Genomic DNA, 17047 nt, shown 5'->3' with positions numbered 1-17047 from the left:
GAAAATCCGATGTCACGCCACAGCCGCCCGACTGCGGCCCAGGACTACCGTGCGTCACTCGGCCGGATTTGGTCACCCTGAGTGATCGACTGAAATGTTCACCCGAACGGCAGGAAGTGTGACCTTTATCACTGTTCTGAAAAGTCCTGACTTAGCGGTACAAGACACCCGTCGGCGGAGCGGCCGGAGCCGGGCCCGGCGGCCCCCTGCGGGCCCCCGGACGAGTGCCGCCCCCGCCGGGTCCCCCGGCCCCTCCCGGCCGCCCACGGGTCGTCCACGGGTCGCTCAGGGACCGCTCAGGGGCTGCTAACGGGCCGCCCGGCGGCGTCCCGGCCACGGGTTCAGCCCTTGGCCGCCTGGGCGGCGGCACGGCGGGCCAGCAGGGCCGCCCGGCGCTCGTCGAAGCGGGTGGCCTGGGTGTCCAGGCCCTCCAGGTACATCCCGAGCTCCTGCTGCGCCTGGAGGCCGACCGGGCCGAGGCCGGTGAGCTCCGCCACCCGGAGGTGGCGCAGCACCGGCTGGAGCACGTCGTCGTGGTGGATCCGCAGGTTGTAGATCCCGCCGATGGCCATCTGCGCGGCGGCCCGCTCGAAACCGGGCATTCCGTGGCCGGGCATCCGGAAGCCGGTGACCACGTCGGCGACGGCCCGGACGGCCTGGTCCGGGGCGATCTCCAGGGCGGCCTTGAGCAGGTTCCGGTAGAAGACCATGTGCAGGTTCTCGTCGGTGGCGATCCGGGCCAGCATCCGGTCGCAGACCGGGTCGCCGGAGTGGTGGCCGGTGTTGCGGTGCGAGATCCGGGTGGCCAGCTCCTGGAAGGCCACATAGGCCACCGAGTGGAGCATCGAGTGGCTGTTGTCGGAGGTGAAGCCCTCGGCCATGTGGGTCATCCGGGCCTGCTCCAGGGCGACCGGGTCGACCGCGCGGGCGGTCAGCAGGTAGTCCCGCATCACGATGGCGTGCCGGCCCTCCTCGGCCGTCCACTGGTGCACCCAGGTGCCCCAGGCGCCCTCGCGGCCGAACATGGTGGCGATCTCGTGGTGGTAGCTGGGGAGGTTGTCCTCGGTCAGCAGGTTGACCACCAGCGAGATCCGGCCGATGTCACTGACCGGGGACTGGTCCACGGCCCACGCCTCGCCGCCCATCAGCCCGTCGAAGTCGCGCCCCTTGCTCCACGGGACGTACTCGTGCGGCATCCACTCCTTGGCCACCCCGAGGTGCCGGTTGAGCTCCCGCTCCACCACCTCTTCGAGGGCGAGGATCAGGTCCGTGTCGGACATGGTGCTGCGGGAGGGGGTGATGGTCACGGCATCCAACTCTCGGTCAGGCATCCACCTACGCTTCCGTAGGTTACGCCACCGTAGGTTGTTGCCGCGACCCGAGGCAAGGGGCGACCGATAGCTGCAGGGGGCATCGGTAAGGAACCCCTGACAACCCCGCCGACCAGGTGAAAGTTCGGCGGGTGAAGATCGACGGGGTTCGGCCCGGCTCAGCCGTTCGGGATGCTCAGCCGTTCGGGATGCGCACCCGCATCACCAGGCCGCCCTCGGGGCGGGCAACGGCCTCTATCGCGCCGCCGTGGGCCCGCACCACCGAGCGGACGATGGAGAGACCGAGACCCACGCCCTTGTCGCTGCGGGTCCGCTCCTTGCTCCTGACCCGCCGGAAAGGTTCGAAGATGTGCTCCAACTCATACCCGGGGACGACCGGTCCGGCATTGGTCACCACCAGCTCGCCGGCCCCCTCCACCGCCCCCACCGCGACCTCGACCCAGCCGTCGGCCGGCAGGTTGTAGCGCACCGCGTTCTGGATCAGGTTCAGCGCGATCCGCTCCAGCAGCACCCCGTTGCCGGAGACCACGGCCGGTTCCAGGGCGCTGGTCAGCCGGATCCCCCGGGCCGCCGCCTCGGTCCTGGTCTGCTCCAGCGCCTGCCGGGCGACCTCCTCCAGGTCGACCGGGCGCCGGTCCACCAGCTCGTTGTCGCTCCTGGCCAGCAGCAGCAGCCCCTCGACCAGCTGCTCGCTGCGCTCGTTGGTCGCCAGCAGGGTCCGGCCCAGCTGCTGGAGGTCGGGCGAGGTCTCCGGGTCGGCGAGCTGGACCTCCAGCAGGGTGCGGTTGATCGCCAGCGGGGTGCGCAGCTCGTGCGAGGCGTTGGCGACGAACTTCCGCTGGGACTCGAACGAGCGGTCGAGCCGCTCCAGCATCTCGTCGAAGGTGTCGGCGAGCTCCTTGAGCTCGTCGTCGGGGCCGTCCAGGTCGATCCGGCGGTGCATGTCCGAACTGGCCACCTTGCGCGCGGTGCGGGTGATCCGGCCGATCGGCTGGAGCACCCGTCCGGCCATCGCGTAACCGAAGGCCACGGCCAGGATCAGCAGCGCGATCAGCGCGCTTATCGACTTCAGCACCAGGGTGTGCAGCGACCGGGACGAGGTGCCGGCCTCCTGGGCGGCGATCCACTGGTTCAGCTGGTCGCCGGTGAGCGTGGTCCCGTCGTGGGTCTTGATGGTGACGTCCGGGCCCACCTCGAAGTACGGCATGTGGCCGACCTTGTGGAACGCCTGCGACACGAACACGTACATGACCAGCACCATCACCAGTCCGGCCAGCAGGAACATCCCGCCGTAGAACATGGTCAGCCGGATCCGCAGGGTCGGCCGGAACGGCAGTATCGACAGATGCGCCTCGTTCCCCGGCCAGGGCCGGGGCGCGTCGGGTTCGGGGGAGCTCTCGGCCATGGTGTCAGACCCGGTATCCCGAACCGGGCACGGTGACGATCACCGGCGGCTCGCCGAGCTTGCGGCGCAGCGTCATCACGGTCACCCGGACCACGTTGGTGAACGGGTCGGTGTGCTCGTCCCAGGCCTTCTCCAGCAGCTGCTCGGCGGAGACCACCGCGCCGCCGGCCCGCATCAGCACCTCCAGCACCGCGAACTCCTTGGGCGCCAGCGCGACCGGGTTGCCGTCCCGCAGCACCTCCCGGCGGCCCGGGTCGAGGGTGATCCCGGCGCGCTCCAGCACCGGCGGCAGCGGGGTGGTCGCCCGGCGGCCGAGGGCGCGGACCCGGGCCACCAGTTCGCTGAAGGCGAACGGCTTGGGCAGGTAGTCGTCGGCGCCCAGCTCCAGGCCCTCCACCCGGTCGCTGATGTCGCTGGCGGCGGTGAGCATCAGCACCCGGGTCGCCAGCCCCTCGTCGATGATGCCGCGCAGCACGTCGTCGCCGTGGACCAGCGGCAGGTCGCGGTCCAGCACGACCACGTCGTACTCGTTCACCCCGATCCGGTCCAGGGCGGCCTGGCCGTCGTAGACCACGTCCACGGCCATGGCCTCCCGACGGAGGCCGGTGGCGACGGCGTCGGCGAGCAGCTGCTCGTCCTCGACCACAAGAACCCGCAACGGAGTGGTCCCTTCACAGATGTCCCCCCGGACCGGGGCCTGGGAGGGGCGCGGCGCCCAGGTCCTGGGCACTCTTGGTGCCTGTCCATCCTGCCTCCTCGGCGGATAAAGCAGTGGTAAGCAGGCCGGTGGAGGCGACGGCCGGGCGGCAGTGGCCGAAAAGCGTGCGCCGGGGGGCGCCGGCGGGGTCCGGGCGGAAGCCGGAATTCCCATGGTTTCCGAGGTTTCCCTCCGCACGGGCGGGGGGAGGACGGTCTGTACACCCGCGATCACGCATGCTCCGCCGCGTGGGTTCGCACCCGCCCGCCGTGCGACCGATCCGCACTGGGCTCCGCCCGGGGTCGCCCGACACACAGCAAGGGGGTCTTGCTATGGACGCCTTCACCGCCGGCATTCTGCAACGCATAAGGAAAGCCGAACTGGATCTGCGCACCGCCCGGGAGTCGGGGGACGACTTCCTGGCCGAGGTCGAGCAGTCCGAGCTCGACGACCTGCACCGCCTCGCCGCCGAGCACGGCATCCCGGTCAACGTACTGATGCCGCGCACCGCGGCCTGACCGGAGCTGCCGTCCTACTCCGACCTGCACGCCCCGGACCCGCTCGCTGAGGTCCGGGGGACGCCACGGGCGCGGGGTGTGGCGCACTGACCTCAGTCGTGCCACGCCCCCAGTTCCTCCAGCGCCTGCTGCAGGGGTTCGAACAGCCCGGCCGCCGCCGCCACGGTCAGCTCCCCGGAGGGGGCCGCGCCGGGCCGGCCGCCGACCAGGGCGCCCGCCTCGCTCGCGATCAGCACCCCCGCGGCGTGGTCCCACGGCTGCAGTCCGCGCTCGTAGTAGCCGTCCAACCGCCCGGCGGCCACGTCGCAGAGATCGATCGCCGCCGAGCCACCGCGCCGGATGTCCCGCAGCCGCGGGATCAACTCCCTTGCCACCTCCGCCTGCTGGACCCGGCGTTCACGCAGGTAGCCGAAGCCGGTACCGATCAGCGCCCGCTCCATCGGCGGTGCCGGGCGGCAGGCGAGCCGCCGGTCCCGCCGTCCGTCGTCCAGGAACGCCCCGCCCCCCAGCACGGCGCGCACCGTCTCGCCGCGCGAGGGCACCGCGACCACGCCGACCACGGTCGCGCCGTCCAGCTCGGCGGCGATGCTCACCGACCACGCGGGCAGCCCGTAGAGGTAGTTGACGGTGCCGTCGAGCGGGTCGATCACCCAGCGCACGCCGGAGCTGCCCGCCACCGCCGCGCCCTCCTCGCCGAGCAACCCGTCCGCCGGACGGCGGTCGGCGATCAGCTCGGTGATCAGCTTCTCGGCCGCGAGGTCCATCTCGGTGACCACGTCCACCGAGCTGGACTTGGTCGCGGCCACGCCCAGGTCCTCCGGTCGGCCGTCGCGCAGCAGCGCCCCGGCCAGGCCCGCGGCTTCGAGGGCGAGATCGAGCAGTTCCTGCTGGAGCGTGGTCATCTGACGGCCTCTCAGGCGAAACGGTCGGTCGGGTCCGGTCGGGCGGTCGGTCTGGCGGTCGGTCTGGCGGTCGGGCGGCTGGGCGGTCAGTCGGTCCAGTCCGCGCCGGCCGCCGCCGGGGCGGCGTTGCGCGCCGCCGGGCAGCAGCCGACCGGGCACAGGTCGTGACCGGCTCCGAGCCTACCCAGCGCGCAGCGCTCCGGCCGCTCGCCGCGGGACGAGGCGGCGCGCTCCAGCACCAGCTCGCGGACGGCGGCGGCGAAGCGCGGGTCGGCGCCGACGGTCCGGGCCCGGGAGACCGGCAGCCCCAGCTTCTCGGCCTCCTCCCGGGCCTGGGTGTCGAGGTCGAACCTGACCTCCATGTGGTCGGAGACGAAGCCGATCGGCACCATCACCACGGCCTCGGCGCCCTCGGCGTGGACCGCCGCCAGGTGCTCGCAGATGTCGGGTTCCAGCCACGGGATGTGCGGGGCGCCGCTGCGGCTCTGGTAGACCAGCTCCCAGGGCCGGTCGGCGACGCCGGTGGCCTCGGCCACCGCCTCGGCGACCAGCCGGGCCACCTCCAGGTGCTGGGCGACGTAGGCGCCGCCGGGCTCGCCCCGGGCCGGGTCGCCGGGGGCGCCCGAGCTGTCCGCCAGCGCGGTGGGGATCGAGTGGGTGGTGAACGCCAGCCGCGCGCCCGCGCGCACGCCCTCGGGCAGCTCCGCCAGCGCGGCCAGGGTGTTCTCGATCATCGGCCCGACGAAGCCGGGGTGGTTGTAGAAGCGGCGCAGCAGGTCCACCCGCAGCCCCTCGGCGCCGGGCGCACCCTCGGCCCGGAGCCCGGTCAGCGCGCCCGCCAGGTTCTCCCGGTACTGCCGGCAGCCCGAGTAGTTGGCGTAGGCGCTGGTGGCCAGCACCAGCAGCCGCCGGTGGCCCGCCGCCGCGATCTCGCGCAGGGTGTCCGCCAGGTACGGGGCCCAGTTCCGGTTGCCCCAGTAGACCGGCAGGTCGAGGCCGTGCCCGGCGAAGTCCGTCCGCAACGCGTCCAGCAGCTCGCGGTTCTGCTCGTTGATCGGGCTGACCCCGCCGAACAGGAAGTAGTGCTGGCCGACCTCGGCCAGCCGCTCCCGGGGGATGCCCCGCCCCCGGGTGACGTTCTCCAGGAACGGCACCACGTCCTCGGGGCCCTCCGGACCGCCGAAGGAGAGCAGCAGCAGGGCGTCGTAGGGGGCGGCGTTCGGGACAGGCGCGTATGACATGGCACCGATCCTGCCACCGGGAAAAGGCCTCGTGAAATGCGTTGCCACCGCACGTAAGCTGTGTAAGTTAGCCATGTACCTTACGGAGCTCTTGTGCTGTCCACCTACCGCCGGATCTTCGACGCGCCCGGAAGCCTCGGCTTCTCCGCCGCCGGATTCATATCGCGGATGCCGCTGTCGATGACCGGCATCGGGATCGTCACCATGCTGTCCACCCTCCGCGGCGACTACGGACTGGCCGGTGCGGTGTCGGCGACGCTGGCGCTCTCCTCGGCGGTGCTGGGGCCGCAGGTCTCCCGGCTGGTGGACCGGTTCGGGCAGAGCCGGGTGATCCTCCGGGCGACCGGGGTGACCGTGCTGGCCATGGGCGCGCTGCTGCTCTGCGCCCGCTGGGACGCACCCGACTGGACGCTCTTCGCCGCCGCCTCGGTGGCCGGCTGCATGCCGAGCATGGGCTCGCTGGTGCGGGCCCGCTGGGCGCTGATCTACCGGGGCTCGGCGCAGCTCCACACCGCCTACTCGTTCGAGTCGGTGGTGGACGAGATCGTCTTCATCATCGGCCCGATCCTCTCGGTGGGACTGTGCACGGCCGCCTTTCCCGAGGCCGGGCCACTGGTGGCGATGGTCTGCCTGGCGTCCGGGGTGGCGCTGTTCGCCGTCCAGCGGGGCACCGAGCCGCCACTGCACCCGACGGTCCAGCAGGGCCGCGGGACCTCCGCCATCCGCACCCCCGGACTGTGGGTGCTGGTGCTGACCTTCGTCGGCGTCGGCGCGGTCTTCGGCTCGGTGGACGTGGTGACCGTGGCCTTCGCCGACCACCTGCACCACAAGGCGATGTCCAGCCTGGTCCTGGCGGTCTACGCGCTCGGCTCCTGCATCGCCGGAATCGTCTTCGGGACGCTGAAGCTGCACGGACCCTTGTCCAGGAGGTTCCTGGTGGGGATCATCTGCATGACGGTGAGTATGCTGCCCCTCCTATTCGTGAAGAACCTCGTGGCCCTGGCGTTGGCCCTGTTCGTCGCCGGGTTGTCCATCTCCCCGACCATGGTCACCACCATGGGGCTGGTGGAACGGATCGTCCCCGCCTCCAAGCTCACCGAGGGGATGACCTGGACCACCACCGGGCTCGCCGTCGGCGTGGCCCTGGGCTCCTCGGCGGCCGGCTGGGTGGTGGACGGCGCGGGGGCATCGGCCGGCTTCCGGGTGACCGTGGCCGCTGCCGCCCTCGCCGCGGTCACGGCGTTCCTCGGGGCACGCCGACTGCGGTCGGCGCCGGAACAGCAGGAGCGTGCGCATGTCGACGAGCAGCAGCGGCAGCACCAGCCCGGGTAGCGGGACCGCCTGGAGCAACTGGGCCGGCAACCAGAGCGCCCGGCCGCGCCGCAGCGTCTCCCCCGGCTCGGTGGAGGAACTGGCCGCGGCGGTCCGCTCGGCCGCCGCGGACGGGCTGCCGGTCAAGGCCGTCGGCGCCGGGCACTCGTTCACCTCGATAGCCGTCACCGACGGTGTGCTGGTCCGGCCGGACCGGCTGACCGCCGTCCGCGAGGTCGACCACCGGGGCGGCACGGTCACCGTCGAGTCGGGGCTGCCGCTGGAGCGGCTGAACCTGCTGCTGGAGTACGCCGGGCTGGCGCTCACCAACATGGGCGACATCATGGTGCAGACCGTGGCCGGCGCGACCGGCACCGGCACCCACGGCACCGGGCGCGACTCGGCCTCGATCTCGGCCCAGATCCGGGGCCTGGAGCTGGTGCTGGCCGACGGCACGGTCACCACCTGCTCGCCGACCGAGAACCCGGAGCTGTTCGCCGGGGCCCGGCTCGGCCTCGGCGCGCTCGGCGTGGTCAGTGCGATCACCTTCGGCGTCGAGCCGGCCTTCCTGCTGACCGCGCGGGAGCAGCCGATGGTCTTCGACGAGGTGCTCGACCGCTTCGAGGAGCTGACCACCGAGAACGAGCACTTCGAGTTCTACTGGTTCCCGCACACCGAGGGCTGCAGCACCAAGGCCAACAACCGCAGCGCGGGCCCGGCCGCGCCGCTGCCCGCCTTCAAGCACTGGCTGGACGACGACTTCCTCTCCAACACCGTCTGGGAGGGCGCCTGCCGGGTCGGCCGGCGGTTCCCGAAGGCCGTCCCCGGCATCGCGAAGATCGCCAGCAAGGCCTGGTCCGAGCGCAGTTACACGGACACCTCCTACAAGGTCTTCACCAGCCCGCGCCGGGTGCGCTTCGTCGAGATGGAGTACGCGGTCCCGCGCGAGGCCGCCACCACCGTGCTCCGGGAGCTGAAGTCGCTGGTGGAGCGCAGCGACTGGCAGATCAGCTTCCCGGTCGAGGTCAGGGTCGCCCCCGCCGACGACGTCTGGCTGTCGACCGCCAACGGCCGCGACACCGCCTACATCGCCGTGCACCTCTACCGGGGCACCCGGGAGCAGGGCTACTTCACCGAGGTCGAGAAGCTCATGACGGCGCACCGGGGCCGTCCGCACTGGGGCAAGCTGCACACCCGGGACGCGGCCTACCTGGCCGAGCACTACCCGCACTTCGCGGACTTCACCGCGCTGCGCGACAAGGTCGACCCGGAGCGCCGCTTCGGCAACGACTACCTGCGGCGCGTTCTCGGCGACTGAGCCCCGGCAGCCGAACCCCGGCGCCCGGGTCGCCCCCGCCTCAGCCGGCCGTCGGCGTGGTGGACGGGTCGGCGCCGACGGCCTCCCCGGCGCCGGCCGTCGGGCCGTCGGAGGGGGTCGCCGAGGCGGAGTGCGACGGCTGCGGGCTCCCACTGGGGGTGCTGCTCGGCGTCGGGCTCGCGCCGTCGCTCGGGCCGTCGCTCGGCCCGCTGCTCGCGCCGGAGGAGGGCTCGCCGCCGCCGGCCGGGCCGGAGGGCGTGGTGGACGGCACCGTGGCCGGGTCGGTCCGGCCGGAGCCGCCGGAGCCGTGCTCCACCGAGCCGCCGCCGAAGGAGGTGCCGCTGCCCGGCTCGTTCCTGACGATCGCCGCCACCGGCTTGCCCGCCACCAGTTCGACCACCGTCACCGTGCCCATGGCCAGGCCGAAGACCAGCACACCCATCAGTGCGTAGGTCTTCCACCCCTTCGGCCGCCAGGTGGTCCGGCCCCGGTAGACCGCGACCGAGTCGACCGGGACCGGCGGGGCCAGCGCCGCCATCATCCGGGTCCGCTCGCCGCCCGGGTCGAAGGGGTCGAAGTCGGCCGGAGGCTGCTCGAAGGGCACGGCCGACACCGGCCGCACCGGCCCGGAGGTCGCCAGATCGCGCAGCTGCTCCCCGGTCCGCCGGAACAGGTGCTGGAAGAGGGCGCTGCCGACGGTCGCGCCGGTGCTCACCACCGCGGCGCCGATGATCGTCCCGTAGACCCCGAGTTCGGACGCCAGCACCGCGCCCACCACGGCCGCCAGCGCGCTCGCTGCCACCTGGGTGACGCTCAGATCGAGGGTCCGGCGCCGGGCCGGACGCGCCACTTCTTCCGATTTCTGCACCAATGCCCCTCCATGTACGACTTTTCCCATCCTGCAGGAAGAGGGACCGATCGAAGAAATGTCCGGTTCGGTCGGGGTGGAAAATGTGAAGATGATCACTGTCCGCCGTTCGGTCGACCGCCGTCGGAGTGGCGACCCTTGAGAATCCGGCGATTCAGGAGAGACTTGAGTCGTGAGCCACCACACCTGGGTGCCACAAATGGAGTACCGTTCGTGGAGCCTGACTGCGGGCCGCTTCGGCGTGCACTCACTTGCGACCGGGGTAGGACATGCACCGCCGAGAGCCGGTGGCGCAAAGAGGTAACCGTGCCATAACGGTGGGTCGCGGATAAGAGCCGACACACCGGGTAACTCTGCAATGTTGTGGCCCGCCGCCCGTCGGCAGGCCACACTCGTTACGGGAGCAGCGACGCAGGTGACGTCGGCAGGCACCACCCGGGAGGTAACCGTGCCCGAACTGCGTGTCGTAGCCGTCAGCAATGACGGCTCACGACTGGTGCTCAAGGCCGCCGACTCGACGGAATACTTCCTTCCGATTGATGAGCGGTTGCGCGCCGCCGTACGCGGCGACCGGCCCAGGCTGGGCCAGATCGACGTCGAGAGCCATCTGCGTCCCCGCGACATCCAGGCCCGGATCAGGGCCGGCGCCAGCGCCGAGGAGGTCGCCCAGCTCGCCGGGATCTCGGTGGAGCGGGTGCGCCGCTTCGAGGGCCCGGTCCTGGCCGAACGCGCCTTCATGGCCGAGCGCGCCCGTAAGACCACCGTCCGCCGCCAGGGCGAGAGCACCGGACCGCAGCTCGGCGACGCCGTCTCGGAGCGGCTGCTGCTGCGCGGCGCGGAGAAGGACAGCACGGTGTGGGACTCCTGGCGACGGGACGACAACACCTGGGAGATCGTGCTCCAGTTCCGCGCCGACGGCCTTCAGCAGCAGGCGCGCTGGACCTACGACCCGCCGCGCCGGCTGGTGCAGCCGATCGACGACGAGGCCCGGGCGCTGATCGGCGAACCGCAGGAGCGCGGCGGCGAGGAGCCGACCTTCCCGTTCGTGCCGAGGATCGCCCGACTGCCCGGAGCCGACCGGGGCATGGGCATGCGCCCGCTGGCCCCGGAGCGGCCCCCGGCCGGCCGGATGGGCCCGGCGGAGCGGATGGCCCCGCCGGAACGCCATGTGCCGGAGCGTCATGTGCCGGACCGTCATGTACCCGAGCGGCTGGTGGAACCGCCGGCGGTGGCCGCCGCTGCCGCCGTCCCGGTGACCGCCGAGCGCGAGCCGTTGACCGGGCTGATGGATGTCGTGCCCTCGCAGGGCACCCAGCCGGTGGAGGACGAACCGGTCGAGCCCGAGGCCCCGGCGGCAGCCGTGGGGGCGGGCTCCGCCTACGCCGACATCCTGATGCCGCGCGCCGCCTCCCCGCACCGCGACCGGCTGATCGGCAGCACCGACCGGCAGGCCGAGGCCGACGGCGTCCGCCCCGGTCGCCGCGCGGCGGTGCCGAGTTGGGACGAGATCGTGTTCGGCACCCGCCGCAAGAAACAGGAGTGACGTTCGCTCACCCCATCGATGTGCCGCTGCCCACCGTCCGGCGAGGACGGTGGGCAGCGGCGTTTCCGCGCGGTCGTCAGCCCTGCTCGGGGCCGGTCGCGACCGGCCGGTCGGTGCCGGACCACTCGCTCCAGGAGCCCGGGTAGAGCGCACCGTCGACCCCGGCCAGGTGCAGCGCCAGCAGCTCGTGGGCGGCGGTGACGCCCGAACCGCAGTAGACGCCGACGGTCTCGGCCGACTCGGCGCCGGGCTTCACCCCGAGTGCGGCGAAGCGCTCGGCCAGCACCCCGGCCGGGAGGAACCGTCCGTCCGGCCGCAGGTTGTCCAGGGTGGGGGCGCTCAGGGCGCCCGGGATGTGCCCGGCCTTGGTGTCCATCGGCTCGGTCTCGCCCCGGTAGCGCTCGCCCGCGCGGGCGTCCAGCAGCACGCCGGTCCGGGCCAGCGCCGCCGCGCCGTCCGCGTCCAGCACCGGCAGCGCGCCCGGGACCGGGACGAAGTCGCCCGCCCCGGCGGCCGGGGCGGACTGCTCCAGCGGCAGCCCGGCGGCGGTCCAGGCGGCCAGGCCGCCGTCCAGCACCCGGACCCGGCGGTGCCCCGCCCAGCGCAGCAGCCACCAGGCGCGGGCCGCGGCGGCGGAGGTGGCCGCGTCCAGGACCACCACCTCCCGGTCGGCCGAGACCCCGGCCCGGCGCAGCGCCGCGCCGAGCAGTTCCGGGTCGGGCAGCGGGTGCCGGCCGCCGACGCCCGGGGCGGGGACGGGCGCGGCGGCGAGGTCGGTGTCCAGGGCCAGGAAGTGCGCGCCCGGCACGTGGCCGGCCGCGTAGTCCTCGATGCCGGGAGGGCCGCCGAGCTGCCAGCGGACGTCCAGGACGGCGGGCGGGTGCTCCCCCGCGAGCGCGGCGGACAGTTCGGCGGCGGTGATCAGCGTGGTGCTGCTCGGCTTACTGCTGGTGGTCTCCATGGCGGCCATTCTGGCGGAAGCAGCCACCCGGAGCGGGAGTTCCGGGCCGGGTAGGGGTCCGGTAGGGGGCGCGCCGGAGCGCTCAGCGGCGGTACTCCAGCAGCGGGACCAACTGCTCCGAGGCGGTCATCGAGCCGTGCAGGCCGATCATCGCGGACTCGCCCGGCTCGCGGCGGCTCGCGATCACCGCCATGTCGGCCTGCGCCACCGCGACCACGTCGCCGATCCGCTCGTAGACCCGGTCCTCGACCACCGGGCCGAACCAGCCGGCCTCGATGGCCCGGTCGCGGGTGGCGACCCACATCTGCGCGCCCAGCCGCTCGCTCCAGACGGCGTGGACGTCGGCCGCCGCGCCCGGGTGGGCGTAGACGTGCCGGGCCCGGCCCTCACCGCCGAGCAGCAGCACCCCGGCCCGCAGCTCAGGATCCTCGTCGAAGTCCACCCGGTCCCCCGGGGCGATGTCGACCATGCCGTGGTCGCCGGTGACATAGAGCACCGAACGCGGCGGCAGCTGCTCGGCCAGCCGCTGGGCGAGCCGGTCGACCAGCATCAGCTGACCGCGCCAGGCGTCGGAGTGGACGCCGTAGCGGTGGCCCATGGCGTCCAGCTCGCTGTAGTAGGTGTAGACCAGCGCGCGGTCGGCGGAGGCCAGCCGGTCGGCGGCGAGGTCCATCCGGTCCTCGCCGGAGAGCCGGCCGATGAACTGGCCGCCGGAGAGGGCGACCTCGGTCAGCGGGGTGAACTGGAACTTGGGCGAGGAGACCTGATAGGTCGCCACCCCGGCCCGGTCCGCGAGCTGGAAGACGGTGGGGTGCGGCTGCCAGCTGCGCGGGTTCACGTGCGGCTGCCAGCGGAGCTGGTTCATCAGCCGCCGGTCGCCCGGTATCCGCACGGTGTACCCGGCGAGGCCGTGCGCGCCGGGCGGCAGGCCGGTGCCGACGGACGCCAGGCTGGTCGCGGTGGTGGCCGGGAATCCGGCCGTCAGCGGCCGGCCGCTGCCCCCGAGCGAGCTGGGCGCCAGCGAGTTGAGGAAGGGCGCCTCGTCCGGGTGCGCCCGCAGCAGCTCCCAGCCCAGGCCGTCCACCAGGAAGACGCAGACCCGGTCGGCGGGCGGCAGCGCCAGTCCGGTCGGCGGCAGCCCGGCGACCCCCAGCCCGGCGGCCACGGCGGGCAGCAGGTCGGCCAGCGAGGCGCTGCCGTAGGCGGGTGCGGGCGCGGTGGCCGGGTCGAGCGTCGGGGCGGTGTGGGTCATCGGCTCTTCATTCGGGGCAGGTGGTTCAGGCGCAGGTGGTTCAGGCGCAGGTGGTTCGGGCGCAGGTGGTATCGGGGGCGGATGCTTCGGCGGCGGGACCCGGTCGGGTCAGCCGGCCGCGCCCGAGCCCGCCGCCACCGTGGCCTCGGTGAGCGCATGGGCGAAGGTCAGGGCCTGGGCGACGGTCTCCGGACCGTCGCCGGCCTCGCTGACCCGCAGCGACAGGTCGTCGGCGGTCGAGGAGCCGGTGTAGCCGTGGTCGGCCTCGCAGTTGGGGTCACCGCAGGCGGCGGGCTCCAGATCGATCCGGGAGACCGCGCCCCAGCCGATGGTGAGGACGACCTCGCGCGGCAGGGTGCCCCGGGTGTAGGTCTCGGGGTTGGCCACGACCCGGCTGACCACGACCGAGGAGATCCGGTCGACGCGGACGCTCTCGGTGGAGGTGGTCGCGTACGGCACCGGCGAGGTGTCGTCGGCGCCCTGCTCGTCGGTGTGGCTGACGATGAACCGGCCGTCGGTCAGCACCAGCACGGTGACGTGCCGGCGGACCTCGTTGGCGTCGAAGGTGGTCTCCTGGTGGACCAGGAAGGCGGAGACGGGCTCGGCGCCGACGGCCGACTCGACGGCCTCGCTGACGAGGGTCGGATAGTAGCCGCTGCGTTCGATCGCGGAGCGCAGCCCCTGGGTGGTGGTCATACCGGTCTTCGCCATGACTCCATCCTGGCACGGACCGGTGACAGTGTGCGCCACCGTGCCGCTACTGGGTTGTCGATGATCTGTTCGGCCGCGCAGCGGGGTCGGGGACCGGCCGCTCAGCCCAGCGCGCGCGGGCCCAGGTCGGTGCGGGCGGGGAGCACCGCCAGCCGGACCGCCGCGCCCAGCACGGCCAGCCCGTGCGGGGCCACCACCACCGGTTCCAGCTCCACCGCCGCGACCTCGGGGACGTCGTCGACCAGCTGGGAGACCCGCAGCAGCAGCTCCTCCAGGGCGTCGGTGTCCACCGGCTCGGCCCCCCGCCAGCCGAACAGCAGCGGGGCGGCCCTGATCTCCCGGATCAGCCCGGCGACCTCCCGGTCGGTGGCCGGGATCAGCCGGTGGGCCACGTCGCCCAGCAGTTCGGAGGCGGCTCCGGCCAGGCCGAAGGAGAGGATCGCGCCGACGGCCGGGTCGACCGTGGCGGAGACGGCGGTGTCGACGCCCCGGGCGGCCATCGGCTGGACCACCAGCCGGGCGTCGGCGCCGAGCAGCGCGGTGCTCTCCCGGTGCGCGCGGCGCAGTTCCTGTTCGTTCTTCAGGTCCAGCCGGACCGAGCCCAGGTCGGCCCGGTGCCGCAGGTGCGGCGCGGTCGCCTTGAGCGCGACCGGGTAGCCCAGCTCCTCGGCGGCGAGCGCGGCGCCGAGCTCGTCGGCGGCGGGCAGGCTGCGCAGCACCCGGATGCCGTAGTGGCCGAGCAGGGCGGCGGCCCCCGCCTCGTCCAGCGCCACGGCCTCGGCGGTGGTCAGCGCCTCGGCGACCAGTCGGCGGGCGGGAGCCTCGGCGACGTCCTCGAACTCCGGGACGCTGCCGTGGTCGGCGCTGTCCCTGACCCAGGCGGCCCGGCGGACGGTGTGGGCCAGGGCCCGGACCGCGCGCTCCGGCCGGGCGTAGCCGGGGACCGCGCCGTGCAGCGCCGAGGCGAGCTCCGGCAGCGCGAGGTGGACCAGCAGCAGCGGCTTGCCGGCCGTTGCTGCCTGCCCGGCGGCGGTGCGCAGCGCCTCGGTGAAGTGGGCCGCCTCGGCGCCCAGGCCGAGTCCGGCGTGCAGCCCGGCCCCCTGGGTGAGCAGCCCGGAGCCGGGGAAGCTGGGCCGGTCGGCGCCACCGGTGAAGGCGTCGGTGCCGATCGGCGGGATCACCACGGCGATCACCACGTCGCTGTCCGGGCGCTCGATCGCGGTGGCGAGGCCGGCGGCCAGGTCCTCGGCGGTGGCGGCGGTGGTGAGGTCCTGCGGCGGCAGCGGCTGGAGTCCGGCGCTGAGGGCGGCGTCGTGGGTGAGCAGTCCCAGCGAGTCGGAGTTGCCGACGATGGCGATCCGGTCGCCGCGCGGCGCGGGCTGGTGGGCGAGCAGGTCGGCGGTGTCGTAGAGCTCGGTGATGGTGTCCACCCGGACCACCCCGGCCTGCTGGAAGAGGGTGTCCACGGTGCTGTCCGGGATCCGGGTCAGCGCGGCGGCGTGGCCGGCCGGGATGCTGGTGCTGTGCCGCCCGCCCTTGATCACCACGATCGGCTTGACCGCCGCGAGCCGCCGGGCGAGCCGGCTGAACTTGCGCGGGTTGCCGAAGGACTCCAGGTAGAGCACGGCGACCCGGGTGGCCTCGTCCTCCTCCCAGTACTGCAGCAGGTCGTTGCCGGAGACGTCGGCCCGGTTGCCGGCCGAGACGAAGGAGGAGACCCCCAGGCCGCGCCGGTCTGCGGCCTCCAGCAGGGCCGCCCCGATGGCGCCGGACTGGCTGAAGACCCCCAGCGGTCCCCGCTCCGGCAGCCGGGGCGAGAGCGAGGCGTCCAGCCGGATGGCGGGGTCGGTGTTGATCAGCCCGAAGGCGTTGGGGCCGAGCACCCGCATCCCGGCGGCGCGGGCCTGGCGGACCAGCTCGCGCTGGCGCTCCCGGCCGGCGGCACCGGTCTCGGCGTAGCCGGCGGTGATCACCACCAGTCCCTGCACCCCGTGCGCGCCGCAGTCGGCGACCACGCCGGGGACGGCCTCGGCCGGGACCGCGACCACGGCCAGGTCCACCGGCTCGGGGATGTCGCCGACCCGGGCGAACAGCGGAACCCCGTCCAGCCGGTCCACGCCGTCCGGGCCTGCGGCCTCCGGGCTGCCGGCGGCCCGGCGGTTGACCGCGTAGAGCCGGCCGGTGAACCCGGCGCCGAGCAGGTTGCGCAGCACGCTGCGGCCGACCCCGGCCGGGTGGCGTCCGGCGCCGATGACGGCGACCGAGCCGGGTGCGAGCAGCCGCTGGGTGGAGTGGGCCTCGGCGCGGTGCTCCCGGGAGCGCATCACCGCCAGCGACTTCTCGGTGGGCTCCAGGTCCAGCTCGAAGTGCATGACGCCGTCGGCGAAGCTGCGGTGCTGGGTGTAGCCGGCGTCGGTGAAGACCTTGCCCATGGTGCGGTTGTCCGGCAGCACCTCGGCGGTGAAGCGGCGGATGCCGCGCTCCCTGGCCACCGCCGCGATGTGTTCCAGCAGCGCCGAGGCGATGCCCCGGCCCTGGTGCGCGTCCTGGACCAGGAAGGCCACCTCGGCGTCGGTCCCGCTGCCGGAGGGCCGGCCGTTCTCGTCGATCCGGTCGAAACGGACGGTGGCGATGAACTCGTCCCGCACCAGCGCCGCCAGACCGACCCGGTTGACGTAGTCGTGATGGGTGAAGTGCCGGACGTCGCGTTCGGACAACCGGGGGTACGGCGCGAAGAAGCGGAAGTACTTGGACCGGTCGGAGACCCCGGCGTAGAAGGCGACCAGCCGGTCGGCGTCGTCCGGTCGGATCGGTCGGACCCGGGCGGTGCCGCCGTCGCGCAGCACGATGTCGGCCTCCCAGTGGAAGGGCGCGGCGGCGCCGTCCTCGTTGGGCTGGACCGGGGGCTGCGCTGCGGGCCGGTCGGGCGCGGGCTCGGCGGGGTGCACACAGGTCAGGTTACGTGTTCGGAGTGCAGGAGGCCGGAGCA

At 73.5% G+C, this 17047-nt stretch carries 14 protein-coding genes; 4 read left to right on the top strand and 10 right to left on the bottom strand.

The annotated features are described in order from the left end of the window. Positions 1-341: 341 nt before the first annotated feature. The 3 genes from BS75_RS28510 to BS75_RS28500 all read right to left on the bottom strand — a co-directional run bounded on the left by BS75_RS28510 (position 342) and on the right by BS75_RS28500 (position 3394). Positions 342-1280 carry an acyl-ACP desaturase gene (locus BS75_RS28510; RefSeq protein WP_231608189.1) on the bottom strand — a complete coding sequence of 313 codons (939 nt, stop codon included), beginning with the start codon at positions 1278-1280 and terminating at the stop codon, positions 342-344. 226 nt (positions 1281-1506) lie between these two features. Further along, positions 1507-2736, bottom strand: a complete 1230-nt coding sequence (locus BS75_RS28505) for a sensor histidine kinase (protein ID WP_034090305.1) — start codon at positions 2734-2736, stop codon at positions 1507-1509. 4 nt (positions 2737-2740) lie between these two features. Continuing rightward, on the bottom strand, positions 2741-3394 hold the full coding sequence (locus tag BS75_RS28500) for a response regulator transcription factor (protein WP_034090304.1): 654 nt from the start codon (positions 3392-3394) through the stop codon (positions 2741-2743). A gap of 371 nt (positions 3395-3765) precedes the next feature. Here BS75_RS28500 and BS75_RS28495 point away from each other — a divergent pair, with 371 nt between their 5' ends. Next, positions 3766-3951: a hypothetical protein gene (locus BS75_RS28495; protein WP_034090303.1), complete on the top strand. Its 186-nt coding sequence runs from the start codon at positions 3766-3768 to the stop codon at positions 3949-3951. Positions 3952-4043: 92 nt separating this feature from the next. On the opposite strand, the gene BS75_RS28490 is transcribed toward BS75_RS28495, so the two are convergent. Both BS75_RS28490 and BS75_RS28485 read right to left on the bottom strand, forming a co-directional pair. Then, positions 4044-4853 (bottom strand): inositol monophosphatase family protein, encoded by an 810-nt coding sequence (locus BS75_RS28490; protein WP_034093948.1) that lies wholly within the window; start codon positions 4851-4853, stop codon positions 4044-4046. Between the two features lie 86 nt (positions 4854-4939). After that, entirely contained in the window at positions 4940-6094 is a 1155-nt protein-coding gene (locus tag BS75_RS28485; protein ID WP_034090302.1) for a ferrochelatase, read from the bottom strand. 93 nt (positions 6095-6187) lie between these two features. Between BS75_RS28485 and BS75_RS28480 the strand changes: the two genes are divergently transcribed. Together BS75_RS28480 and BS75_RS28475 are read left to right on the top strand one after the other, a co-directional pair. Next, positions 6188-7426, top strand: a complete 1239-nt coding sequence (locus BS75_RS28480; protein ID WP_034090301.1) for an MFS transporter — start codon at positions 6188-6190, stop codon at positions 7424-7426. Continuing rightward, positions 7389-8723, top strand: a complete 1335-nt coding sequence (locus BS75_RS28475; protein ID WP_034090300.1) for a D-arabinono-1,4-lactone oxidase — start codon at positions 7389-7391, stop codon at positions 8721-8723. Before BS75_RS28480 ends, BS75_RS28475 begins: the two co-directional genes overlap by 38 nt. A gap of 40 nt (positions 8724-8763) precedes the next feature. Here BS75_RS28475 and BS75_RS28470 read toward each other — a convergent pair whose 3' ends face one another. After that, positions 8764-9591: a hypothetical protein gene (locus BS75_RS28470; protein WP_156164298.1), complete on the bottom strand. Its 828-nt coding sequence runs from the start codon at positions 9589-9591 to the stop codon at positions 8764-8766. A 415-nt stretch (positions 9592-10006) separates the two neighbouring features. On the opposite strand from BS75_RS28470, the gene sepH reads away from it, so the two are divergent. Further along, complete coding sequence (gene sepH / locus BS75_RS28465) at positions 10007-11134, top strand: septation protein SepH (RefSeq protein ID WP_081982659.1); 1128 nt, start codon at positions 10007-10009, stop codon at positions 11132-11134. Positions 11135-11210: 76 nt separating this feature from the next. Here the strand turns inward: sepH and BS75_RS28460 are convergent, their stop codons facing one another. From BS75_RS28460 to BS75_RS28445, 4 genes are all read right to left on the bottom strand, one after another. Then, on the bottom strand, positions 11211-12095 hold the full coding sequence (locus BS75_RS28460) for a sulfurtransferase (protein WP_042436701.1): 885 nt from the start codon (positions 12093-12095) through the stop codon (positions 11211-11213). An 82-nt stretch (positions 12096-12177) separates the two neighbouring features. Continuing rightward, the gene (locus tag BS75_RS28455; protein ID WP_034090298.1) at positions 12178-13347 is read right to left on the bottom strand and encodes an alkaline phosphatase family protein; all 1170 of its coding nucleotides are present in this window, start codon (positions 13345-13347) and stop codon (positions 12178-12180) included. A gap of 108 nt (positions 13348-13455) precedes the next feature. Then, positions 13456-14058: a DUF5998 family protein gene (locus BS75_RS28450; RefSeq protein ID WP_034090297.1), complete on the bottom strand. Its 603-nt coding sequence runs from the start codon at positions 14056-14058 to the stop codon at positions 13456-13458. A 101-nt stretch (positions 14059-14159) separates the two neighbouring features. Beyond that, on the bottom strand, positions 14160-17006 hold the full coding sequence (locus BS75_RS28445) for a bifunctional acetate--CoA ligase family protein/GNAT family N-acetyltransferase (RefSeq protein ID WP_408022559.1): 2847 nt from the start codon (positions 17004-17006) through the stop codon (positions 14160-14162). Positions 17007-17047: the final 41 nt, after the last annotated feature.

The sequence above is a fragment of the Streptacidiphilus albus JL83 genome, from assembly GCF_000744705.1.
Taxonomy (GTDB): domain Bacteria; phylum Actinomycetota; class Actinomycetes; order Streptomycetales; family Streptomycetaceae; genus Streptacidiphilus; species Streptacidiphilus albus.
The sequence above is the reverse complement of the archived record's forward strand: the minus strand, read 5'-3'. Positions and strand labels throughout refer to the sequence as shown.

What these genes read in the sequence shown, in the direction of transcription:
- BS75_RS28490 (WP_034093948.1), bottom strand. Translation starts at nt 4,853, where the DNA reads ATGACCACGCTCCAGCAGGAACTGCTCGATCTCGCCCTCGAAGCCGCG.
- BS75_RS28450 (WP_034090297.1), bottom strand. Translation starts at nt 14,058, where the DNA reads ATGGCGAAGACCGGTATGACCACCACCCAGGGGCTGCGCTCCGCGATC.
- BS75_RS28455 (WP_034090298.1), bottom strand. Translation starts at nt 13,347, where the DNA reads ATGACCCACACCGCCCCGACGCTCGACCCGGCCACCGCGCCCGCACCC.
- BS75_RS28475 (WP_034090300.1), top strand. Translation starts at nt 7,389, where the DNA reads ATGTCGACGAGCAGCAGCGGCAGCACCAGCCCGGGTAGCGGGACCGCC.
- BS75_RS28495 (WP_034090303.1), top strand. Translation starts at nt 3,766, where the DNA reads ATGGACGCCTTCACCGCCGGCATTCTGCAACGCATAAGGAAAGCCGAA.
- BS75_RS28510 (WP_231608189.1), bottom strand. Translation starts at nt 1,280, where the DNA reads ATGTCCGACACGGACCTGATCCTCGCCCTCGAAGAGGTGGTGGAGCGG.
- BS75_RS28460 (WP_042436701.1), bottom strand. Translation starts at nt 12,095, where the DNA reads ATGGAGACCACCAGCAGTAAGCCGAGCAGCACCACGCTGATCACCGCC.
- BS75_RS28505 (WP_034090305.1), bottom strand. Translation starts at nt 2,736, where the DNA reads ATGGCCGAGAGCTCCCCCGAACCCGACGCGCCCCGGCCCTGGCCGGGG.
- BS75_RS28485 (WP_034090302.1), bottom strand. Translation starts at nt 6,094, where the DNA reads ATGTCATACGCGCCTGTCCCGAACGCCGCCCCCTACGACGCCCTGCTG.